Annotated in this window: 20 protein-coding genes; 6 read left to right on the top strand and 14 right to left on the bottom strand. The window is 67.3% G+C overall.

From position 1 onward, the window contains the following. The 3 genes from E3O65_RS08970 to sucC form a co-directional block, all read right to left on the bottom strand. On the bottom strand, positions 1-746 hold a 746-nt coding region (locus E3O65_RS08970; RefSeq protein ID WP_241988663.1), incomplete at its 3' end, for a cell division protein PerM. Positions 747-1019: 273 nt separating this feature from the next. After that, entirely contained in the window at positions 1020-1907 is an 888-nt protein-coding gene (sucD, locus tag E3O65_RS08965; RefSeq protein ID WP_134363376.1) for a succinate--CoA ligase subunit alpha, read from the bottom strand. A 13-nt stretch (positions 1908-1920) separates the two neighbouring features. After that, a complete protein-coding gene (gene sucC / locus E3O65_RS08960) occupies positions 1921-3090 on the bottom strand; it encodes an ADP-forming succinate--CoA ligase subunit beta (protein WP_134363375.1) in 1170 nt (389 codons plus the stop codon). Positions 3091-3314: 224 nt separating this feature from the next. Here sucC and E3O65_RS08955 point away from each other — a divergent pair, with 224 nt between their 5' ends. After that, positions 3315-4025, top strand: a complete 711-nt coding sequence (locus tag E3O65_RS08955) for a VIT1/CCC1 transporter family protein (protein WP_134363374.1) — start codon at positions 3315-3317, stop codon at positions 4023-4025. A gap of 127 nt (positions 4026-4152) precedes the next feature. Beyond that, the gene (locus E3O65_RS08950) at positions 4153-4545 is read left to right on the top strand and encodes a DUF3054 domain-containing protein (RefSeq protein ID WP_134363373.1); all 393 of its coding nucleotides are present in this window, start codon (positions 4153-4155) and stop codon (positions 4543-4545) included. Positions 4546-4809: 264 nt separating this feature from the next. Here the strand turns inward: E3O65_RS08950 and E3O65_RS08945 are convergent, their stop codons facing one another. From E3O65_RS08945 to E3O65_RS08935, 3 genes are all read right to left on the bottom strand, one after another. After that, complete coding sequence (locus E3O65_RS08945) at positions 4810-5043, bottom strand: hypothetical protein (protein WP_134363372.1); 234 nt, start codon at positions 5041-5043, stop codon at positions 4810-4812. Positions 5044-5269: 226 nt separating this feature from the next. After that, positions 5270-7726 (bottom strand): ATP-dependent helicase, encoded by a 2457-nt coding sequence (locus E3O65_RS08940; protein WP_134363371.1) that lies wholly within the window; start codon positions 7724-7726, stop codon positions 5270-5272. Between the two features lie 119 nt (positions 7727-7845). After that, positions 7846-8862, bottom strand: coding sequence for a glycerophosphodiester phosphodiesterase family protein (locus E3O65_RS08935; protein ID WP_134363370.1), 1017 nt, complete (start codon positions 8860-8862; stop codon positions 7846-7848). A gap of 38 nt (positions 8863-8900) precedes the next feature. Between E3O65_RS08935 and E3O65_RS08930 the strand changes: the two genes are divergently transcribed. Continuing rightward, the gene (locus E3O65_RS08930) at positions 8901-9449 is read left to right on the top strand and encodes a hypothetical protein (protein ID WP_134363369.1); all 549 of its coding nucleotides are present in this window, start codon (positions 8901-8903) and stop codon (positions 9447-9449) included. A gap of 65 nt (positions 9450-9514) precedes the next feature. Next, a complete protein-coding gene (locus E3O65_RS08925) occupies positions 9515-10321 on the top strand; it encodes a Bax inhibitor-1/YccA family protein (protein ID WP_134363368.1) in 807 nt (268 codons plus the stop codon). Between the two features lie 361 nt (positions 10322-10682). Here E3O65_RS08925 and guaA read toward each other — a convergent pair whose 3' ends face one another. From guaA to E3O65_RS08890, 7 genes are all read right to left on the bottom strand, one after another. Continuing rightward, the gene (gene guaA, locus E3O65_RS08920) at positions 10683-12263 is read right to left on the bottom strand and encodes a glutamine-hydrolyzing GMP synthase (RefSeq protein ID WP_134363398.1); all 1581 of its coding nucleotides are present in this window, start codon (positions 12261-12263) and stop codon (positions 10683-10685) included. An 8-nt stretch (positions 12264-12271) separates the two neighbouring features. After that, positions 12272-12715: a DUF3817 domain-containing protein gene (locus tag E3O65_RS08915; RefSeq protein WP_134363367.1), complete on the bottom strand. Its 444-nt coding sequence runs from the start codon at positions 12713-12715 to the stop codon at positions 12272-12274. Between the two features lie 9 nt (positions 12716-12724). Beyond that, entirely contained in the window at positions 12725-13510 is a 786-nt protein-coding gene (locus E3O65_RS08910) for an SURF1 family protein (RefSeq protein ID WP_134363366.1), read from the bottom strand. Continuing rightward, entirely contained in the window at positions 13510-14958 is a 1449-nt protein-coding gene (locus tag E3O65_RS08905) for a cation:proton antiporter (protein ID WP_134363365.1), read from the bottom strand. Before E3O65_RS08905 ends, E3O65_RS08910 begins: the two co-directional genes overlap by 1 nt. 3 nt (positions 14959-14961) lie before the next feature. Beyond that, complete coding sequence (locus tag E3O65_RS08900; RefSeq protein WP_104100916.1) at positions 14962-15489, bottom strand: cation:proton antiporter regulatory subunit; 528 nt, start codon at positions 15487-15489, stop codon at positions 14962-14964. 237 nt (positions 15490-15726) lie between these two features. After that, positions 15727-17457, bottom strand: a complete 1731-nt coding sequence (locus tag E3O65_RS08895) for a glycerol-3-phosphate dehydrogenase/oxidase (protein WP_134363364.1) — start codon at positions 17455-17457, stop codon at positions 15727-15729. 119 nt (positions 17458-17576) lie between these two features. Then, a complete protein-coding gene (locus E3O65_RS08890; protein ID WP_134363363.1) occupies positions 17577-18695 on the bottom strand; it encodes a GuaB3 family IMP dehydrogenase-related protein in 1119 nt (372 codons plus the stop codon). Between the two features lie 63 nt (positions 18696-18758). Between E3O65_RS08890 and E3O65_RS08885 the strand changes: the two genes are divergently transcribed. After that, positions 18759-19901 (top strand): MalY/PatB family protein, encoded by a 1143-nt coding sequence (locus E3O65_RS08885; protein ID WP_134363362.1) that lies wholly within the window; start codon positions 18759-18761, stop codon positions 19899-19901. On the opposite strand, the gene guaB is transcribed toward E3O65_RS08885, so the two are convergent. Next, positions 19898-21400, bottom strand: a complete 1503-nt coding sequence (guaB, locus tag E3O65_RS08880; protein ID WP_134363361.1) for an IMP dehydrogenase — start codon at positions 21398-21400, stop codon at positions 19898-19900. The genes E3O65_RS08885 and guaB overlap by 4 nt on opposite strands. A gap of 278 nt (positions 21401-21678) precedes the next feature. Between guaB and E3O65_RS08875 the strand changes: the two genes are divergently transcribed. Then, positions 21679-22956 (top strand): branched-chain amino acid ABC transporter permease, encoded by a 1278-nt coding sequence (locus E3O65_RS08875; protein WP_134363360.1) that lies wholly within the window; start codon positions 21679-21681, stop codon positions 22954-22956.

Raw genomic sequence — 22956 nt, 5'->3', positions numbered from 1 at the left:
AGCGCCGCGGCGACGCCCGCGCGCACCGGCGCCGGGAGCATACCGGCCGCCGCGACGGGCCGGCGGCCGGCAACGGCGCCTGCGCTCCGGCTCGCACTGGTGCTGCCTGTGCTGGGCTTGCTGTTTGAGGCCTTGCTGCTGCTGAAGGCACTCGGAGCACCGCTGCCGGCACCGCGGGCGCTGCGCATTCCGCCCCGGAACAGGCCCGTCATGCGGCCCGTGAGACTGTCGAGCAGGCGGCCGAGCTGCCCGCGGTCGGCGCCGATCAGCACCCCGGCGGCGTAGACGAGCGGAGGCAGCAGCAGACCCTGCGCCGCCGACGGGCGCACGGCATCCGTGCCTGCCGACCACACGAGCAGAGCCGTCAGAATCGCATAGCTGAGTATGGCGGCCGACACGCCCACCCGCGGATGCGCGGTGTTCGCGGCCTGCCGCCCGGTGCGCAGGCCCAGGAGAAGGGCCAGCAGCGCGAAGCCGAGCAGGGCGATGGTAATCGAGAACGCAGTCTCCGCGCCGGGCAGGCCGAGGGCGGCGACGAGTGCCGGGTCGAGCTGCACGAGCAGGTCGACCCCGTTGCCGACAAGCCAGATGTCGACGGCGGCCCGCCAGAACACCATCCAGTTGACGGCCAGCTCGAACTGAGTGGCCCAGAGCACGGTGAGTGGAACCAACGCAATGCCCACCCCGATGGCCACGACAATGAGTGCGTCGAGCGCGGCAAGCAGTGCGGTCGTTAAGCGTTTCACCGGAGGGAGCCTACAGCTTCCCCGGCCCGCGTTCCCCCGGCCCCGCCGCCCGCCGACGAATTCGACGGAGATTTTGCTCCATCTGGGCCCCTGGGCGCGATTTCGGCGCATTTCAGCGGGAATCTCCGTCGAATTCGTTCGGGCGACGGGGCGCGCACGAGCCTGAGGGCCCGAACGGATGCCCCGGGCCGGAATAGCGACAGGGCCCGCCCCGTGAGGCGGGCCCTGTCGGCCCAGACCGGCGGCATCCGTGCCACCGTGGTTCAGCTGCCGCTACAGCGCGGCGAGAGCCTCCCGCAACAGGTTGGCGGCCTCGCTCGGCGTCTTGCCGACCTTGACCCCGGCGGCCTCGAGGGCCTCCTTCTTGCCCTGGGCGGTTCCTGCACCGTTGGAGACGATGGCGCCGGCGTGGCCCATGGTCTTGCCCTCGGGGGCGGTGAACCCGGCGACGTAGCCGATGACGGGCTTCGTGACGTGCGCCTTGATGTACTCGGCCGCCTTCTCCTCGGCGTCGCCGCCGATCTCGCCGATCATCACGATGGCGAGGGTTTCCGGGTCAGCCTCGAACGCCTCGAGGGCATCGATGTGCGTGGTGCCGATGATGGGGTCGCCGCCGATGCCGATCGCGGTGGAGAAGCCCAGGTCGCGCAGTTCGTACATCATCTGGTAGGTCAGGGTGCCCGACTTGGAGACCAGGCCGACCGGGCCCTTGCCGGTGATGTTCGCCGGCGTGATGCCCACGAGCGCCTCACCGGGGGTGATGATGCCGGGGCAGTTAGGCCCGATGATGCGGGTCTTGTTGCCCTTGGCCTTGTTGTAGGCCCAGAACTCGGCGGAGTCCTGAACCGGCACACCCTCGGTGATGATGACGAGCAGCGGGATGCCGGCGTCGATGGCCTCGATGACGGCGTCCTTGGTGAAGGCGGGCGGCACGAAGGCGATCGAGACATCCGCGCCGGTCTCTGCGATGGCCTCGGCGACCGTGCCGAAGACGGGCAGTTCCGCGTCGCCGTGCAGCACTGTCGTGCCGGCCTTGCGAGCGTTGACGCCCCCGACCACCTGGGTGCCCGCCTTCAGCATGAGGGCGGTGTGCTTGGTGCCCTCACCGCCCGTGATGCCCTGCACGATGACCTTGGAGTCCTTGTTGAGGAAGATTGACATGTTCGAGAGTCCCTTACTTCGCGGCGTGGGCGAGTTCGGCGGCCTTGGCAGCGCCCTCGTCCATGGTGGCGGCCAGTGTGACGAGCGGGTGGTTGGCCTCGGCGAGGATGCGCCGGCCTTCTTCGACGTTGTTGCCGTCGAGGCGCACGACGAGCGGCTTGTTGGCGGCGCTTCCGAGTTCGGCGAGGGCTCCTACGATGCCTTTGGCGACAGCGTCACAGGCGGTGATGCCGCCGAAGACATTGACGAAGACGGCCTTGACCTGCGGGTCACCGAGGATGACGTCGAGGCCGGCCGCCATGACCTCAGCGGATGCTCCGCCCCCGATGTCGAGGAAGTTGGCCGGCTTGACGCCGCCGTGGTTCTCGCCGGCGTAGGCGACAACGTCCAGCGTGCTCATAACGAGCCCGGCGCCGTTGCCGATGATGCCCACTTCGCCGTCGAGCTTGACGTAGTTGAGGTCATTCGCCTTGGCCTTCGCCTCGAGCGGGTCCGCCGCGGCGGCGTCCTCGAGGAGGGCGTGCTTCGGGTGACGGAAGCCGGCATTCTCGTCGATCGAGACCTTGCCGTCGAGGGCGATCACGTCGCCCTCTTCGGTGAGAACAAGCGGATTCACCTCCACCAAGGTGGCGTCCTCGCCCGTGAACACGCTGTAGAGCTGCACGAAGACGGGTGCGACCTTGTCGACCAGGTCGACCGGGAACTTTGCGTCGACGGCGATCTGGCGGGCCGTGGCCAGGTCGATCCCGATGATCGGGTCGATGGCCGTGTAGGCGAGAGCTTCGGGCTTCTCGACGGCGAGAACCTCGATTTCCACGCCACCCTCATAGCTGGCCAGCGAGAGGTAAGAGCGATTGGTACGGTCCAGCAGCACGGAGAAGTAGAACTCCTGTGCAATGCGCGCTCCCCCAGCGACCATGACCCGCTTGACGGTGTGACCCTTGATATCGAGTCCGAGGATGGCGCGCCCGGCGGCTTCAGCGTCGTCTGGAGTCTTGGCCACCTTCACGCCGCCGGCCTTTCCTCGACCGCCGACCTTGACCTGTGCCTTGACGACAACCACGCCACCGAGTTTCTCGGCGGCCGCACGCACCTCCTCCGGAGTGTCCGCGATGATGCCCGGGAGAACCGGGACTCCATACTCTTCAAACAGGTCTCGTGCCTGGTATTCGTAAAGATCCACGCTGCTCTTCCAATCCGCTTCGTAGCGTTCCTGCAAGGTCTTGAGGGGCAAGGAGCACGGCGCCAGTGCCGCAGATAGCTCGACATCAAGACATACGTACCATCAGAAACTCTATCGTCACCCACCGGCGCCGCGAACACCGCGGACGCCGCCGCAGTGATCGCAGCGGTGAAGCTGGCGCGTCCTTGCCGGCGCGTCAGACATCCGGCTGCTTGGATTCAGTCATGACTGAACCCGAGCACGGCGTCGATCCCCATTCCGTCGACCACGCCTCGCGCCTGAACTGGCTGCGAGCCGGCGTGCTCGGTGCCAACGATGGAATCGTGTCGGTGGCTGCCCTTGTCGTGGGCGTCGCGGCGGCGACCACGGATGCCGCGGCCATCCTGATCGCGGGCGTCGCCGCCCTGCTCGCCGGCGCAATCTCGATGGCCCTGGGCGAGTACGTCTCGGTGAGCAGCCAGCGCGACACCGAACGCGCCCTGATCGCCAAGGAGACCTGGGAACTCGAGAACATGCCCGAGCAGGAGCTGGCGGAGCTGGCCGGCCTCTATGAGGCGAAGGGACTCAGCTCCGAGACGGCGAAACTGGTGGCGCTCGAACTTACCGCGCACGACGCCCTCGGCGCGCACCTCGAGGTGGAACTGCACATCGGCGCGGATGAGCTGTCGAACCCGTGGCACGCGGCCTTCGCCTCCGCGATCGCCTTCACGGTCGGCGCGCTCCTGCCTCTGCTGGCGGTGCTGCTACCACCGCCGGAGTGGCGCTTGCCGGCCACCTTCCTCGCCGTCGCGGTCGCCCTGATCATCACCGGCTGGCTGAGCTCTTACCTCGGCGGCAGCCCGAAGGCCCGCGCGATCTCCCGGGTGCTGGTCGGCGGGCTGCTCGCGCTCGGCGTGACCTGGGCGATCGGCTCCCTGATCGGCACCGCGGTCTGATCCGTCGATCTGCCTCCCGGTGTACCCCCGGTATGCCCCCGGTCTGCCCCCCGGTCTGACCGGTCGGTCTCCCCTCCCCTCCGACCCATCGGGCCGTCACCCGAACCGCGGCACGTAGGCTGGAATCATGGCAATCCAGCAGAACAATCGGTCCGGTCTCCTTCTCGCGGCGGGGCTGGATGCCGCCCTGGTACTGGTCTTCGTGCTGATCGGCCGGGCCAGCCACGGCGAGGGGGGCCTCGGAACTTTGATCACCGGGTTGCCGTTCCTCGGCGGTCTCCTCGTGGCCTGGCTCGTGATGCGCGCCTGGCGCAGCCCGCAGAAGATCGCCTGGACGGGAACCGGCATCTGGATCCTCACCGTGGGCGTCGGGATGCTGCTGCGCACCGTGAGCGGGCAGGGCACGGAGTTCAGCTTCGTCGTTGTCACGACCATCGTGCTGGGCGTGTTCCTGCTCGGCTGGCGGGGACTCGCGGTGCTGCTCCGTCGCCGCCGGATTGGCCCCCGCATCGTCGCGTAGCCGGCATCACCGTGACGGTGCCGGAGCCCGCCCGCACCAAACGGTATGCCGACTTCCCGCTCACGGCGCGATCGAGGGGCGAAACTCGCGGCACGGTGGTTCCAACGAGTCCGCTGTGTTAAAGCCGCGCCGTCCCGAACGAATTCGACGGAGATTCTGCCCAAACAGCCGTGCAAACCCCCGATATCGCCTATTTCCACGAGAATCTCCGTCGAATTGGTTCACCGCCGGGCACTGCGCTCCGCCCGGGATGAACCTCGTCGTCTACTCCCGAGGCTCGGGATCGTCGGGCTCCTCAGCCTCCCGATCCTCGTCACCGCCGTCGAGATCGACCACACGCTGGTCAGCGTCGGCCATCCACTCCGAATCGTCTTCCTCGCGGATCGGCGCGTCCTCTTCACGGGTGAGTTCGATGTCATCGATTGCGCGGTTTTCGTCGAGACCGTCGCTCGCGGCATCCGCTCGCTTTGGCCAGAGTCCGTCCGGGTCGCTTGCCATGATGACACCTCCAATTCGATGGGAGCCGCCCCCGCTGGGCATCCCCGCGACAACAACGCTACGCTCCCCGATCACCAGCGACAAGGCGGCGACACAGCGGCACGCGCAGACACAGCAGGTCGGGCAGAGCGCGCCGCTCTCCCGGACCTCGCCGCACGCCCGTCCTAGCAGACGGGTCCAGTCCGGAGTTCCGGCGTGGGCAGCAGAACGGGTGCGGTCACCGCCGCTAGATCTTCTCGATCGGCGCGATCTTGATCAGGAGCTTTTTTGCACCCGCCGTGTCGAACTGCACGTGCGCGATTCGTTTGGTGCCGTCGCCGGTGACCTGGTTGACGCGCCCGTCGCCGAAATCGACGTGACGGATGCGGTCACCGGCAGCGAGGGTGAGGTCGCCGTTGTCGCGTACCTGGCTCGGCACCCGGTTGGCCCACTCGGTCTTCTTCTTCGGCGCGGGCGGCAGAGCCTGCGGTTCGCCGCGCCCCGCGAAGCCGCCGCCGAAGCCGTCGCGCCTCGCGTTCAGCGCGCGGGGCTGGGTGCCACCGCGGGAGTTCGCCATGCCCGGGGACTGCCTCCAGTCGATCAGGTCGACCGGAATCTCCTGCAGGTAGCGGCTGGGCATGGCCACGTTGATATCGCCGAACTGGGCCCTGGTCATCGCTAGGGAGAGGTAGAGCCTCTGCCGGGCGCGGGTGATGCCCACGTAGAACAGGCGCCTCTCCTCGGCCGGCCCGCCGGGTTCGTTGGCCGACATCTGGTGCGGCAGCAACCCCTCTTCGACGCCGGTCAGGAACACGGCCTCGTATTCGAGCCCTTTGGCTGTGTGCAGGGTCATCAGCGACACCGTGCCAGAGGCATCGTCGAGGTCGTCGGCGGCGGCCACCAGCGACACCTGGGTGAGGAAGTCGACCAGCCCCGAGTCGGGGTTCTCCTTGTTGAAGTCCTTGGTCTGGGCGACGAGTTCCTCGATGTTCTCGGCACGCGCTTCGTCTTGCGGGTCGCGGCTGTTCCGAAGAAGCGTGAGCAGACCGCTCCCGTCGAGCAGGAAGGTGAGCAGCTCGGACACGTTGGCCGTGCCGGCCGGGTTCTCCGGAATGAGCTTCAGCGCGGCCTCGTCGAGCAGGGTCGCGAGCGTCAGGATGGCCCCGGTCACCTTCGGGCCCAGCCCGAGCGACGCGGAGTCCCGCATGGCCTGCCGGAAGCTGATCTGGTTCGCCTCTGCGAAACTCGCCAGCGCCGTCTCGGTGGCCGGCCCGATGCCGCGCTTGGGGGTGTTCAGGATGCGGCGCAGGGCCAGCTCGTCGTTGGGGTTCGCGACGGCGATCAGGTACGCCAGCGCATCCTTGATCTCGGCGCGCTCGTAGAACTTGGTGCCGCCGACGACCCGGTAGGGCACCGCGGAGCGCACCAGGATTTCTTCCAGGGCACGCGTCTGCGCGTTGGTGCGGTAGAAGACGGCCATGTCGCGGTAGGCCATGCCGGCCCGGTGCAGCACCTCAATCTCGTCGGACACGAACTGGGCCTCGTCATGGCCGGAGTAGGCCGTGTAGCCCACGATCTTCTCACCGTCGCCGCCCGCGCTCCACAGCTTCTTGTCCTTGCGGTCGAAGTTGTGGCCGATCACGGCGTTCGCGGCCGACAGGATGTTCTGGGTGGAGCGGTAGTTCTGCTCAAGCAGGATCACCTTGGTGCCCGGGAAGTCGCGCTCGAACTCGCTGATGTTGCGGGTGTCCGCGCCGCGGAAGGCGTAGATCGACTGGTCGGAGTCGCCCACCACCGTGAGCGAGGCGCCCGGAATGCCGCCGGTCCCGTCACGCAGGTTGCGCACGTGCACGCCGGTCGCCTCCATCTCCTCGGCCAGGTGGGGCTCGACGGCCCGGGTGAACTCCCTCACGAGCGAGTACTGCGCGTGGTTGGTGTCCTGGTATTCGTCGACCAGGATGTGGCGGAACCGGCGCCGGTAGAGCGCCGCGACCTTCGGGAATGCGCGGAACAGATAGACCGTCTCCCCGATCAGGTCGTCGAAGTCGAGGGCGTTGGCCGCCCGAAGGCGGTGGGTGTACTGCCGGAAGATCTCGACGAACATGACCTCCTGGGGGTCGCTCATGTTCGCGTTGCGGGCGTAGGAGTCGGCGTCGGCGAGCTCGTTCTTGAGCTTGGAGATCTTCGCGGACGCGTTGCCGGGCGTGAAGCCGAGGGTGTCGGCATCGAGGGCCTTGATGATGCGTTTGAGGGTGACCTTGGTGTCGGCCGAGTCGTAGATGCTGAAACTGGGCGAGAGGCCAGCGTTCTCGGCCTCACGGCGCAGGATGCGCACGCAGGAGGAGTGGAAGGTGGAGATCCACATGCCGTCGGCCCCCTGGCCGAGGATGGCCTTGACCCGCTCGCGCATCTCCGCGGCGGCCTTATTGGTGAAGGTGATGGCCAGGATCTGGCTCGGCCATGCCTCACGGCTTTCCAGCAGGCTGGCGATGCGGCGGGTGAGCACGCTGGTCTTGCCGGAGCCGGCGCCCGCGATGATCAGCAACGCCGAGCCGCGGTACAGCACGGCCTCGCGCTGCTGCGGGTTGAGCCCTTCGAGCAGCGGGCTCTCCTGGCCCTGGGGAGCCGCTCCATCCAGGATGATGGGCACCGCGGACGGAACCTGGCGGGCGGGCGTGTGATCCGGGTCGGAGAGCGTCGTCATATCGCTTTCAATTCTAGGTGCTGCGTCTGACAGCGGCTCGGCCGGCGAGCAGCGGCAGGCAGCGCCGGGTCAACAGTCAGAACCCGCAGTCAACACCGGGTCAACAGGCGCCGCCTGGGTCAGTCCTCGGCGGCCAGCTCGTCCCGCACGAGAACGGCCAGGTCGGGATGGTCAGCGAAAACCCCGTCGATACCGGTGCCCAAAATGGTACGGAACTCAGCCTGCCAGTTGCCGAAGTCGGCTCGCAGCCTCCCGCGGCGAAACGTACTTGCCAAGAACCGGTTCTCGGGTCGCAGCGTCCAGCAGTAGATCTCCAGATCAGCGGCGTGCGCCGCGTCGACCAGGTCGGAGGCTCCAGAGACTTGGCCCTCGGCATCCGTCGCCAGAATGAGCGACTTGGGCACACTGATGCCGTCGACCCTGCCGCTGAGCCCGTAGAGCCCCGCGTCGGAAAGGTAGTCGGCGTAGCGCGGCGCCTGCGAGCCGAGTAGCGACAATTCGTCGAATGGCTTGCCGCGGGCCTCGAGCAGGAAGACGCGCTTGCCGTAGACGCCGCGGGCGTAGACCTTGTCGAGCAGGCTGCGTTCGAAGCTCTCGATTGTGAGCCGACCGTCGCCGGCGTTCCAACCGGCGTTGTTCACCTCTGCGGCGAACAGCTCGTCGAGCGGCAGGCCGATCGAGGCGAAGTAGGTGGCGTGCTTGATCTCGGCCACCACGCCGATCGGCCGCCGCACCCGCCCGGAAAGACGGTCCACCAGTTTGAACACGTCCCGCAGCCGGAGCAGCGGAAACCGCCCGTCGAAGGTGGCGCTCGACTTGCGCACCTCGGGCAGGCGCTCGCGGGCGCGCAGGGTGCGCAGCTCGGCCCACGTGAAATCCTCGGTGAACCAACCGGTGAGACGGATGCCGTCGACTACCTTGCTGGTACGGCGGCCCGCGAACTCGGGGTGCGCCGCGACATCCGTCGTCGACCCGATCTCGTTCTCGTGCCGCACGACGAGAACTCCGTCGCGGGTGGCCACGATGTCCGGCTCGACCGCGTCCGCACCGAGGGCGACGGCCAGTTCGTAGGCGGAACGGGTGTGCTCTGGTCGGTAACCGCTCGCCCCGCGGTGACCGATCACAATCGGCTGCATTTCCCAACCCTACGCGTGCAACTGCCAGAATCGAGGCGATGACACCCTGGACCGCACCCCTCGCCCGTCGGCACCGCTGGGGCAACTATCGCGCGCGCTGCGCCACCGGCCTGACGCTGGTCGTGCTCGGGGTGCTCGCCACGATCCTCACCAGCACGTACAGCCTGCACTTCCTGGTTGCCGGGGTGTGCTTGCAGCTGGCGGGGTGGCTGGTGCTTCCGGGTGCGCTGTGGCGCCGACTCGCGGTGGTGGTTCCCGCCCTGGCCTCGAGCATCCTGCTGCTGGGCGGCGCCGACTTCAACGGAGCCTTCGCGGCGCTGCTGGCCTGCTGGCTTCTGGTTCGGCACCGCCCCTGGCTGAGCTATCTCGCCGTGATCCCGTCGATCGCGATGAGTTTTCTGCTCAAGGAGCAGTTGAACGACTACGAACAAAACTGGGTCGGCTACCTGATCGGGTTCGCCATCGCCGCGGCCGGCGCATGGCTTGCCTGGTGGTTGGCGGGGTGGATAAACGCACGGAAGCCCCGGAGCCGGCACGTTTCGAGCATCGAATACGGCGGATCCCCAGCAGATCTGAATAGAATCTAGGAACGCTCCAGCGTCTTCCGATGCTGGCTTCACTCCCACCCACTTGATTGTGAGCTACGGCAACCATGGCATCCTCCAACCCCGCATTCTCCCGAAACGCCGCTTTCGGCGCTCCAGGCGCCACTGCTGGTGGCAAGGTGCTCTCCGACAGCGATCTGCAGAGCATGTTCAACGCTCCGTCGGCCGGCTCGCAGGACACCGATCGCATGAGCTACGACGACACCATCCGCAAGACGGTGCTCAGCTTCGCCCTCCTGCTCGTGACCGCAGCCATCGGCTGGGTCGTCACGCCGGTGACGATGCTGCCGCTCATCGTCGGTGCGATCGCCGGGCTGGTCCTCGGGCTCGTCAACGCGTTCAAGAAGGAGCCGTCACCGCCTCTCATCCTTGCCTACGCTGCGGCCCAGGGTCTCTTCGTCGGTGGAATCTCCATCGTCTTCGAGCAGATCTACGCGGGTATCGTCACCCAGGCCGTGCTCGCCACGCTCGTCGTCGTCGGCGTCACCCTGGCCCTCTTCGCCAACGGCAAGATCCGCGCCTCCAAGAAGGCCACCAAGGTCTTCATGATCGCCATGATCGGCTACGGCGTGTTCTCGCTGATCAACTTCGGGATGATGGCCTTCGGCGCGACGGATGCTGCGTTCGGGCTTCGCAGCGCGACGTTCATGGGCATCCCGCTCGGCCTGATCATCGGCGTCCTCGCCGTGATCATGGCCGCGTACTCGCTGGTGCTCGACTTCGACTTCATCCAGCGCGGCGTCAATAACCGCGCCCCGCGCAAGTACGGCTGGACCGGCGCCTTCGGCATCATGCTGACCGTCGTCTGGCTCTACGTCGAGATGCTGCGCATCTTCGCCATCGCCCGCGAGTAGCACCCCCACTCCGCACCACCAGAAGGGCCGCTCCACACAGGAGCGGCCCTTCTGTCGTCCTCCTGCCCCTCCCCACCGCACGGCCACGTAACTGAGGACTCTTTCCCGACACTCCGCATCCGCCGCCCGTCGCGCACGACGCGCCGCGAAAATCTCCTCACGAAGTAGCTCGTCCCGAGCGATCGCGAAGCGGAGCGGGGAGTGGGCGTTTCGCGGGGTGCCGAGTTATGGGCGGCATCCGCCGCCCATTGTCTGAGCTGAGGAGCGAAATGCCCACTCCCCCCGCTTACCCGCGAATGAAAACACCCTCATCCACAGGACAAGGGTGTTCTTTTTCACAACCAGAGCGAGGAGCAGTCCCCTACTCCCATTCGATCGTCCCCGGCGGCTTGGACGTGACGTCGAGCACGACGCGGTTCACTCCATCGACCTCGTTCGTGATCCGGTTCGAGATCCGCGCCAGAAGGTCGTATGGCAAGCGGGTCCAGTCGGCCGTCATGGCGTCTTCCGACGACACCGGGCGCAGCACGATCGGGTGCCCGTAGGTGCGACCGTCGCCCTGCACGCCCACGGAGCGCACATCGGCGAGCAGCACCACCGGGCACTGCCAGATCTCACGGTCGAGGCCAGCGGCCGTCAGTTCGGCGCGCACGATCGCATCGGCGTGGCGGAGCAGGTCGAGCCGGTCCTGCGTGATCGAGCCGACGATCCGGATGCCCAGGCCGGGTCCGGGGAACGGCTGACGCTGCACGATTTCGGCCGGAAGACCTAGCTCGGCGCCGATCGCCCGCACCTCGTCCTTGAACAGGGTGCGCAGCGGTTCGATCAGTTCGAACTGCAGGTCTTCCGGCAGGCCGCCCACGTTGTGGTGGCTCTTGATGTTGGCCGTACCGCTGCCGCCGCCGGACTCGACCACGTCCGGGTACAGGGTGCCCTGAACGAGGAAGCGGATCGGGTCGCCATCCGTTGCCGCCGCTTCCTTGATCAGCTCGGCCTGGGCCTGCTCGAAGGTGCGGATGAACTCGCGACCGATGATCTTGCGCTTGGTCTCGGGGTCGCTGACGCCCTCGAGGGCGGTAAGGAACTGCTCCCGCACGTCGACGGTGACCAGGCGCACGCCCGTGGCCTTGACGTAGTCTTCTTCGACTTGGCGACGTTCGTCCTGGCGCAACAGGCCGTGGTCGACGAACACGCAGACGAGCTGGTCGCCGATGGCCTTGTGCACGAGGGCGGCGGCCACGGCGGAGTCGACTCCGCCGGAGAGCCCGCAGATGACCTTTCCAGTGCCGACCTGGGCCTGGATGCGGGCCACCTGTTCGGCGATGACGTTGCCGCTGTTCCAGTCGGCGGCGATGCCGGAGGCACGGTGCAGGAAGTTCTCGAGCACGTTCTGGCCGAATTCGGAGTGCTTGACCTCGGGGTGCCACTGCACTCCGTAGAGGCGGCGCTCGTCGTTCGCGAACGCCGCGACCGGGGTGGAGGCGGTGGACGCGAGCACCGCGAAGCCCGCGGGGGCCTTCGACACGGAGTCGCCGTGGCTCATCCACGCCGTCTGCTCGGCCGGCTGGCCGGCCAGCAGCGCGTTAGCGCTGTCGGTGACTCTGACCGGGGTCGCGCCGTACTCGCTCTGCCCGGTTCGGGCCACCTCGCCGCCGAGGGTCGTCGCCATCACTTGGAAGCCGTAGCAGATGCCGAGGATCGGGATGCCGAGGTCGAAGATGGCCGGGTCGAAGGTGGGGGCACCCTCGGCGTAGACGCTGGACGGTCCGCCGCTGAGCACGATGCCGAGCGGGTTCTTCTCCACGACCTCGGCCGCGGTGATCGAGTGGGCCACGATTTCGGAGTAGACGGATGCCTCGCGCACCCGGCGCGCGATCAGCTGCGCATACTGGGCGCCGAAGTCGACCACCAGAACGGGACGGGCGCCGGTCTGCGCGGCCACGGCGGCGCTCACGGACGGGCCTCGGCCGCGGCCGGCGAATCGGCCGCGGAGCGCGTGGCCAGGAAGGCGTTGACCTCGCGCGCGACGCGCACCTCGAGGAAGAAGGACAGGGTAGGAATGATGCCTCCTAGTGCGATCAGCAGGAACTTGGGGAATGACCAGCGCATCAGGCTCCAGAGCTGGAAGTCACTGAACAGGTAGAGCACGTACAGCCAGCCGTGCACGATCAATATGCCGGTGCTCAGATTGAATGCGGTCACGGAGTCCCGAGCGACGAGGGCGATGATCCCATTCGGGCCGGCGACTTCGATTTCGAGTTGGAGCACGAACTTCAGGAAGACCTCGACGCAGAGCAGCAGGAGGAAGACACCGGTGATGACCGAGGAGACCTTGTAGAGCCGGAGCGCGCCGGGGATTTTGGGAATGTCGGCGGGCTTGGGGTCGAGGGGCATTCTCTAATTCTAGACGGCCTCCGCCGCGTCAATGGCGGCCTGTTCCGTCTGCCGCTCCCAGTCGTCGCGCACGAGGCGGTACCAGAGGAAGACCGCGAAGCCGGCGAAGACCGCCCACTCGAGGGCGTAGAAGATGTTGAGCCAGTTGATCGAGGCGTCGTTGCCGGGCACGGGCGAGTCGATCGCAATGAGGTTCGGGGCGGCATCCGTGTCAACGATGTAGCCGGCGTAGACGGACTGGTCGGTGAAGTCGGTCCACTGGTTGATCAGCGCCGCGGTGGAGACGGTGGTCTGGCTCTGCGGGTCGTTGGCCGCGTCCGGGATGGCCGGGGCCTCGGAGGGCACGAACCGCCCGGTCACTCTCTGCTGCTGCTCAGCCGCCTGGGCCGAGAGCTCCTCCATCGCCACTCGGGCCTCGGCCTCGGTGGCCGCCCAACCGCGGGCCACCGCGATGGTGGAAGCGGGCACAGCTGCCGTCTCCGCAGTCTGGAAGCGGCTCACCACCCAGAATCCGCTGTCGCCGTCGTTGAGGCGTTCACTGATCAGCGTTTCGTCGCCCGGCACGAAGGAACCGTCCGTCGTGACGAGCTGTCCGGTTGCGGCCTCGCGGGGCGGCCCGTCGGGCTGCAGGGCGCTAGCGAGCGGCTGAACTGTTTCGGTGCTGCGCTCCACAACCTCTCCGGAGGCGATGGCGCGTTCGAGCTGCCACCGGCCGAGGAGAGCGAAGGCGGCGGCGATGGCGAGTGCCAAGAGCAGGGCGAGCAGCCACCTTGGACGGAGCATGGTCTTGATCATCAATAGTCCCCTGTGGCCGTGCCGCGCGCCGGTTTGTCGCCCGGTCCGGTTTCGGTGGGAAGCCGGTCGGAAATGAAATCGAGCATCGAGTCCCGCGCGGTGGGATCGGCGACGTCGGGAGCGGCGTCGGGATCGGTCAGCAGCAGCGGTTGTGCGGGACGGGTGCGGCGGTCGGCGGCACGCTGGGCATCCGATCCGGCGTCGGCGCTGGTGACCGCCTCCACCAGCGCGATCTCCTCGGCCAGCATCCGGTCGCTGGCGCGCTGGCCCGACGGAGCGACGTCGGGGCGATGGCGCAGGGCGGCGCCGATCTTCTCGGAGTTCGCCGTGAACAGCGGTCCCAGGATCGCCATCGTGAGCACGTAGAGTCCCGCGAACGGTTGCAGCCGCTGATCGAGGCCCGCAGTCACCGACAGGGTCGCCAGGATCAGCGTGAACTCACCGCGGTTGACGAAGATAGCCGCGGTGTTGAGCCCCTGGCGGGGGCCCATACCGTGCAGTTTGGCCAGGAGCATCCCGGAGACCAGGCTCAACGCGAATGTCATGGCGACGGCGGCGAGCACGACGGTGATCACCGATCCGAATTCGGCCACGTTCAGCGCGAGGCCGAAGTTGAGAAAGAAGAAGGCCCCGAACACATCGCGCAGGGGCACGGCGACGCGCTCGATTCGGCCGCGGTACGTGCTCGCACCGAGCACCACCCCGATCAGGAAGGCGCCGATCGCATCCGTCACCCCGATGATTTCGCCGATCCCGGCGAACAGCACGGCGAGCCCGAAGAAGAGGATGGTGAACAGCTCGTCGTCTTTCGTGCGCATCAGCCGCGACACGACCTTGGCCCCCCAGCGGGCCACCGAGAACATCACGACCAGGAAAAGGAAGGCAATGCTCAGTTGCAGCACGATCGGCCAGACCTCGGTCTTCCCGCTGAGCACGACGGAGACGATCGCCAGGTAGACCGCGATGAAAATGTCGCCGACGACGGTCACACCGAGGATCATCGGGGTTTCCTTGTTCGCCAGGCGGCGCAGTTCGATCAAGAGCTTGGTGATGATGGCGCTCGAGGAGGTGCCGGTCATACCGGCGATCACGAGGGCTTCCCGGCTGCCCCAGCCGACCATCAGACCGAAGGCGAACCCGGCGCCCATGTTGATCAGAACATAGGATCCGCCGGAGATCAGGAGTTTTCCGGCATCGCCGAAGAACGCTTCCTGGTCGAATTCGAGGCCCAGGCTGAACAGAAGCAGGATCAGGCCGAAGATGGCGATCAGTTCAATGTCGGCCGACTGGAAGTTGAGCGGGAACCAGCCGCTGTTCGGGCTCGCCAGCAGGCCGACGATCATGTAAATGGGAATGGACGGCAGACCGATCAGCTTTCCGGCGCGACCGAGCACATAGGCAACGACAAGCAGGATGCCAAGAGTGATGAGGTCTTCGCCGAGGTGCATCGGCTAACCTCCGGGCGGCGCGTCGACGGACTTGGCCTTAACCTCGCCGGTGCGGAAGAAGGCGAAGGCCTTGGCGACCTTCTCCGGGGAACCGGCCACGACGAGCGTGTCGCCGGGAAAGACACGGAAGTCGTGGGCGGGCGCCGGGTTGGCGGACTCCCCGCGTACGACGGCCACGACCGTGAGGCCGGCGATGCCGCGGTCGGCGGGGTTGCCCAGCGCCTGGCCGGCGATGTGGTCCTCGTAGTCGACGGTGAACCAGTCGATGCTCAGGCCCGGGATCTGGTCGAGCGCGGTCAGCGACTCGGTGATCTGGGTGCCGCCGAGTAGCTCGGCGAGGGTGTGCGCCTCGTCTTCATTCAGGCGCAGGGACACTTTGGCCGCGTCAGGCCCGCCCTCGTCGTCCGCGAAGGTGATGAGGTCGCTGTGCCCGGACCGGTGGGCGATGACGCCGACTTTGCCGCCATCATCCGTAATGAAGGTGTGCAGCACTCCCACCCCGGGAAGTTTGACCCGCCGAACGTCAACCATGGTGCGACTCCTGAGGTTTGTGGGCAGTCAGCCCAGTCTACCGGAGCGAGTTCGGGTGCCATCTGCCCGTGGAGACGCGGGCCGGCCCCTCACGCATTCGACGGAGATTTTGCTCTCGAACGCACTGACGGGCGTGTTTCGGCACGTCACTGGCACTATCTCCGTCGAATTGGTTCGGGCCGTGGACGCACCGGGGGCAGGTGCCGCTGCGGCGTGACGGATGCGACGCCCTCTCCCTTACTTCGTGGCCACGATGTCTGGGGCCTCGAGGCGCGCGCGGTCGGCGGACTCGTCGTCCGGTTGCTGTTGCGACGCCCGCTCCGCGGCCACCCGCTTGAGGTAGTGGCCCACCTCGCGCGTTTCTCGGGCTTCATCCCAGCCGAGAACGCCGGCCATCAGCCGGGCAGCCACGGGGGCGGCGGACACACCACGGTCCCAGGCCTCTATCGAGATGCGGGTGCGGCGGGCCAGCACGTCCTCGAGGTGCAGGGCGCCCAGATGGGTGGCTGCATAGACCACCTCGGCCTCGATGTAGTCGTCTGCCCCTGGCAGCGGGTCGGCCAGCGACGGCGTGCCGCGGATGAGGTCGAGCAGCTCGTCGGTCAGAGTGCCGTACCGGTTCAACAGGTGCTCGACCCGGGCGGTATGCAGGCCGAAGGCCCGGGCGATCCGGCTGCGCTTGTTCCAGGCGGCCTGATAGCCTTCCGCGCCGAGCAGGGGGATGTCGTGGGTGGTGGAGGCAGGCACGCGTTCGTCGAGCGCGTCGGCGGCGGCATCGATCGCATCCTTCGCCATCACCCGATACGTGGTCCATTTGCCGCCCGCGATCACCACGAGTCCGGGCACGGAATGCCCGACCAGGTGTTCGCGTGACAGCTTCGAGGTGCTCTCCGACTCGCCGGCCAGCAGCGGCCGGAGGCCCGCATAGACGCCTTCGACGTCTTCCCGGGTGAGCGGCACCCGCAGCACCGCGTTCACATGCTCGAGCAGGTAGTCGATGTCGGCGGCCGTAGCCGCGGGATGCGCCTTGTCCAGGTGCCAGTCGGTGTCGGTCGTGCCGATCAGCCAGTGACGTCCCCACGGGATGACGAACAGAACACTCTTCTCGGTGCGCAGCAGCAGACCCATCGCCGACTGGAACCGGTCCCGGGGCACGACAAGGTGCACGCCCTTCGACGCCCGCACCTTGAATGTGCCGCGTTCGCCGACCATGCGCTGGGTGTCGTCGGTCCAGACGCCCGTCGCGTTCACGACCTGACGGGCCCGCACATCGAACCGCTCCCCGGTCTGAAGGTCGTGGGCGTGCACTCCGACCACCCGCTCGCCGACCTTGATGAAGCCCTCGACGCGCACCCGGCTGGCCGCGTGCGCCCCGTAGAACGACGCTGTGCGCACGAGCGAGGCCACGTAGAGCGCGTCATCGACCTGGCCGTCGTAGTAGGTGATGCCGCCGACGATCGTGTCGGTGTTCAGGCTCGGCAGGAGTGCCTTCACCTGCCGCTTGGACAGGTGGCGATGGTGCGGCACGCCGGGGGCCCGCCCGCCGGCATAGGAGAACAGGTCGTAGAGCAGCATGCCCGCGCCCACGTAGAAGCGCTCGGTGACCCGCTTCCGGAGCGGGTACAGGAACCGGACCGGCTTCACCAAATGCGGGGCGATGCGCTGCAGAAGTAGTCCACGCTCAGTCAACGCCTCGCGCACCAGCCGAAAGTCGGCCTGTTCCAGATAACGGATGCCGCCGTGCACCAGCTTCGACGACCGGCTCGACGTTCCCGATGCCCAGTCTCTGGCCTCGAGGATGCCGACGCTCAGGCCGCGGGTGACCGCGTCCAGGGCGGCGCCTGCGCCGACGATGCCGCCGCCCACGACCAGGATGTCGAGCTCCTTGCCCGTGAGCCGTTCAAGGGCCGCGGCCCGTTCTTCCGGACCCAGTTTCGCGGACCGTGACGCCGAGTTGCCTGTTGCCATGTGCTCACTCCCAGTTCGGATGGTGTGGTGTGTACACAGAAGCTAGTTCACTCGGAACGGCGCGACAACCGCCCGCGGCGGATCCGGCCGCTGACGGCCGGGTTCACCCGCGTGCCGGCCTAGTTCCCCCGGTAGGGAGCGACGACCACCTCGACGCGCTGGAATTCCTTCAGGTCGGAGTAGCCGGTCGTGGCCATCGAACGGCGCAGGGCGCCCACGAGGTTCGCGGTGCCGTCGGCGATCGGAGTCGGGCCGTAGAGGATCGTCTCGAGCGGCGCGAGAGCGCCCACCTCGACCCGTTTGCCGCGGGGCAGCTTCGAGTGGTGCACCTCGGCACCCCAGTGGAACCCGCCGCCGGGGGCATCCGTCGCGCGGGCCAGGGCTGTGCCGAGCATGACCGCGTCGGCGCCGCAGGCGATGGCCTTGACGATGTCGCCGGAGGTGTTGAGTCCGCCGTCGGCGATGACATGCACGTAGCGTCCGCCGGACTCGTCCATGTAGTCCCGGCGGGCGCCGGCGACGTCCGCCACGGCCGTGGCCATGGGGGCGTGGATGCCGAGGGATGCGCGTGTGGTCGACGCCGCACCGCCGCCGAAGCCCACGAGCACGCCAGCCGCGCCCGTGCGCATGAGGTGCAGGGCCGCCGTGTATGTCGCCGCGCCGCCCACGATCACGGGCACGTCGAGCTCGTAGATGAACTTCTTGAGGTTGAGGGGTTCCTGGTTCTGCGAGACGTGCTCGGCCGAGACGGTGGTGCCGCGGATGACGAACAGGTCGACGCCGGCGGCGACGACCGTTCCGTACAGTTCCTGCGTGCGCTGCGGCGACAGGGCTCCGGCCACGGTGACACCGGCCGCGCGGATCTCCGCGAGGCGCTCGGTGACGAGTTCGGGCTTGATCGGCTCGGCGTACATCTCCTGCATACGTGCGGTGGCCCGGTCGGCGGGCAGCTCCCGAATCTCGGCGAGGAGCGGCTCGGGGTTGTCGTATCGGGTCCAGAGGCCTTCGAGGTCGAGCACGCCGACGCCGCCGAGCTGGCCCATCATGATGGCTGTCTTGGGCGACACCACGGAGTCCATCGGGGCCGCGAGGAACGGGATCGAGAACTGGTACGCGTCGATGGCCCAGCTGACCGACACATCCTCCGGGTCGCGGGTGCGCCGGCTGGGCACAATCGCGATGTCGTCGAAGGCGTACACGCGGCGAGCGCGCTTGGAGCGGCCGATCTCGATTTCCATGATTCCAGTTTAGGTGCCGCGGGGCTCCTCGCCGACGGATGCCGCGGGGTGCATCCTGAGGTGATGGACGTCACCGCCGACCCACTGACCCTGCTGCGCGAGCGCACGAGCATGAAATGGCGTAGTTTTCCCGCCGATATTCTGCCGCTCTTCGTCGCCGAATCCGACTTCCCGCTCGCGAAGCCCGTGGCCGAAGCGCTGATCGCTGCGGTGTTGCGAAGCGACACCGGCTACGTTGCGCCGGTCAATGGCCTCGCCGAAGCCTTCACGGGGTTCGCCGGCCGCCGCTGGGGCTGGCAGGTCGACCCGGACCAGGTGAGCACCACAACGGATGTCAGCGTGGCCATCGTGGAGACGCTGCGGCTGCTGATCCAGCCCGGTGACCGGGTCGCGATCACCCCGCCGGTCTACCCGCCGTTCTTCGACCTTGTGCCCGAGGCGGGCGGCCAGGTGGCCTGCGTCCCGCTCCTGAACGGGCAGACCGGTTGGACCCTCGACCTCGACGGCCTGGAGCACTCGTTCCAGGACGGCGTGCGAGCCGTGCTGCTCAGCAACCCGCACAACCCGGTCGGGCATCCGCACACCGCTGAAGACCTCACGGCGCTGGCCGGACTCGCCGCCCGGTACGGCGTCACGGTGGTCAGCGACGAGGTGCACGCCCCGCTGACGTATGCCGAAGCCGTCTTCACGCCCTACCTGGCCGTCTCCCCCGAGGCCGCCGACCACGGCGTCTGCGTGACGAGCGCCAGCAAGGCCTGGAACCTGGCCGGCCTCAAATGCGCGCTTCTCGTCACGGCGGGCGAACGGATGCGCGCCGAGCTCGCCGCCCTGCCCCGGGAGGTGTCCTGGCGAACGAGCCAGTTCGGCCTGATCGCGGGCATCGCGGCGTACAACGACGGCGAATCGTGGTTGGACGGCGCGATCGCCGCGCTCGACTCCAACCGCCGGCTGCTCTCCGAGTTGCTCGACGCCCAGTTGCCCGGGGCGGGCTATCGGCCGCCCGGCGCCAGCTACCTGGCCTGGCTCGACCTGCACAGCCTCGGCTGGGGCGACGACCCGGCCCTGGTCGCGTTGGAGCAGGCGCGGGTGGCGCTCAGTCCCGGCCCGATGTTCGGCGAGCCGGGCCGGGGTTTCGCGCGCCTCAACTTCGGCTGCTCCCCCGAGGTGCTCGCCGAGGCGGTCTCCCGACTCGCCGCGGCCCTCTAGCGGCGGTAGTTGGGTGCCTCGACCACGATCTGCACGTCGTGCGGGTGCGACTCCTTCAGCCCGGCGGAGGTGATCCGCACGAACTTGCCCTTCTGCTTGAGCTCGTCAATCGTGCGCGCGCCCACGTAGAACATCGACTGGCGCAGGCCGCCGATCAGCTGGTATGCCACGGCGGACACCGGTCCGCGATAGGGAACCTGGCCCTCGATGCCTTCCGGGATGAGTTTGTCGTCAGACGGGACATCCGACTGGAAGTAGCGATCCTTGGAGTAGGAAGTCTTGGTTCCTCGGCTCTGCAGCGCGCCCAGCGAGCCCATGCCGCGGTAGGTCTTGAACTGCTTGCCGTTGACGAAGACGAGTTCGCCGGGGCTTTCGTCACAGCCGGCGAGAAGGGATCCGAGCATGACAGTATCCGCGCCGGCGACCAGTGCCTTGGCGATGTCGCCGGAGTACTGCAGGCCGCCGTCGGCGATGACCGGGATGCCGGTCTCCCTGGCCGCCAGCGACGCCTGGTAGACGGCCGTGATCTGCGGCACGCCCACCCCGGCGACGATGCGAGTGGTGCAGATCGAGCCGGGGCCGACGCCCACCTTGATCGCGTCCGCGCCGGCGTCGATGAGGGCCTGGGCGCCGGAGCGCGTGGCCACGTTGCCGCCGATCACGTCGACAGCCTCGAACGCGGGATCGGACTTCAAACGACGGATGATCTCGAGCACCCCGGCACTATCGCCGTTGGCGGTGTCGACCACGAGCACGTCGACGCCCGCGTCGAGCAGTGCGGTGGCGCGCTGCCAGGCGTCGCCGAAGAAGCCGATGGCCGCGCCCACGCGGAGGCGTCCGGCGTCGTCCTTGGTGGCGAAAGGGTATTCCTCGCTCTTGTCGAAGTCCTTGACCGTGATCAGGCCCGTGAGACGGCCGTGGTCGTCGACGAGGGGAAGCTTCTCGATCTTGTGGGTGGCGAAGATGGCGACGGCGTCCATCGGAGCCATGCCCACCTTGCCCGTGATCAGCGGGGCCGTGGTCATCACTTCGCGCACGCGCGTGGTGTGCTTCTTGGTGCTGGAGACGAAGCGCATGTCCCGGTTGGTGATGATCCCCACCAGTACGCCGTCGGCGTCGACGACGGGAAGACCACTGATGCGGAACTGCCCGCAGAGGGCGTCGACCTCCGCGACGGTGGCGTCTGGCGAAGTTGTTACCGGATTGGTAATCATGCCGGATTCGCTGCGTTTGACGAGGTCGACCTGCTCGGCCTGGTCCGCGATCGAGAGGTTGCGGTGCAGCACGCCGAGGCCGCCTTCGCGGGCCATCGCGATCGCCATCCGGGTCTCGGTGACGGTGTCCATCGCACTGGAAAGCAGTGGAGTGGCCACGCTGATCCGGCGCGTTAGGCGAGACGTGGTCTCGGCTTCACTGGGAATCACGTCGGTGTGCCCAGGGAGAAGAAGCACGTCGTCATACGTGAGCCCGGTGAAACCGAACGGATCTGGCTGATCCATGAAACCCCTTTTTACAGATGCGAGAAAGTGGAAAAAGACCGGCATTCCAACACAAAGTCCGGCCTGTCAATGTTAAGCGACGTTGCGCTCTGCGCATTCCTCGACAGAGAATCTAGGAGGTGCCGATGCCTGTCGTGACATTTGCGACATAATCGTCACTTACTGTCGACAAAGATGTTGGCAGGTGAGACCCGGGGCACGCCCGGTCACAGACCCAACGGTGCCCCCATGGAGGTGCAGTGAATTCCACTGAAGCTGTTCGCAGATTCTCACCCAGGATGCTGGTGATCTTTCTCGGCCTGCTCTTCGCAGCCCTGACGATGTCCACATTCGCCACACTGTCCGCCGGTCCGGCTCACGCGGACGAGGTGGGCACCGAGGAGTATGACTACGTTCTCTCCGGCAACGTGCAGTTCAACCAGGAACCGCTCGAGGGTGTGCTGATCACCGTCGAGGGATCCGGCTACGAGGCATCCGTGAAGACGGGCGTCGACGGCAAGTGGAAGGTCGGGGTGCCCGAGAAGGCCACCTATACCGTCTCCCTCGACGAGGAGACGCTGCCCAAGGGCGTCATCGTCGCCAAGGGCGGCAGTACGACCGAGGCCGAGTTCGGTCTCACCAAGGTGAAGGCCGTCAACTTCTTCCTCGGCGAGGGCGTGCGCACGACGGTCAGCTTCTTCGACCAGTTCGTCAACCGCTTCGTCAACGGGCTGAACTTCGGTTTGCTTCTGGCCCTCGCCGCGATCGGGCTGTCGTTGATCTTCGGAACCACCGGGCTGAGCAACTTCGCCCACGCCGAGATGATCACCTTCGGGGCGCTGATGACCCTCCTCTTCTCGGTCACCCTGGGTGTTCCGATCTGGCTGGCGATCGTCATCGCGATCGCGCTCAGCGCCGGCCTCGGCTGGAGCCTGGACGCGGTGATCTGGAAACCGCTGCGTCGCAAGGGCGTCGGTTTGATCCCACTGATGATCGTGAGCATCGGTCTCTCCCTCGCCCTGCGCTACCTGTTCCAGATCTTCGTCGGCGGCGGAACGAGTCAGCTTCCCGGCTCCGGCCTGGCAGACATGAAGCTGGGACCGATCCGGCTCTCGATGATCGACCTCGCCAGCATGGGGATCAGCATCGTGGTGCTGCTGGCAGTGTCCTACTTCCTGCTGCGTACCCGCATCGGCAAGGCCACCCGCGCCGTCTCCGACAACCCCAGCCTGGCCTCGGCCAGCGGGATCGACGTCGACGGCGTCATCCGGATCGTCTGGGTGCTCGGCGGCGGGCTCGCCGGCCTCAGTGGCGTGCTGTGGGCGTATTTCCGGCCGGGCGTCAGCTGGGACATGGGCTTCCAGATCCTGCTGCTCGTCTTCGCGGCCGTGACCCTCGGCGGACTCGGTACCGCTTTCGGCGCCCTGATCGGTTCGATCATCGTCGGCCTGTTCGTCGAGCTGTCGACGCTGTGGCTTCCCTCCGACCTTAAATACGTCGGTGCACTTGTCGTGCTGATCCTGGTTCTGCTGCTTCGGCCGCAAGGCATCCTGGGTCGCAAAGAGAGAATTGGCTAG

The sequence above is a fragment of the Cryobacterium breve genome, from assembly GCF_004402375.1.
GTDB lineage: Bacteria > Actinomycetota > Actinomycetes > Actinomycetales > Microbacteriaceae > Cryobacterium > Cryobacterium breve.
The sequence above is the reverse complement of the archived record's forward strand: the minus strand, read 5'-3'. Positions and strand labels throughout refer to the sequence as shown.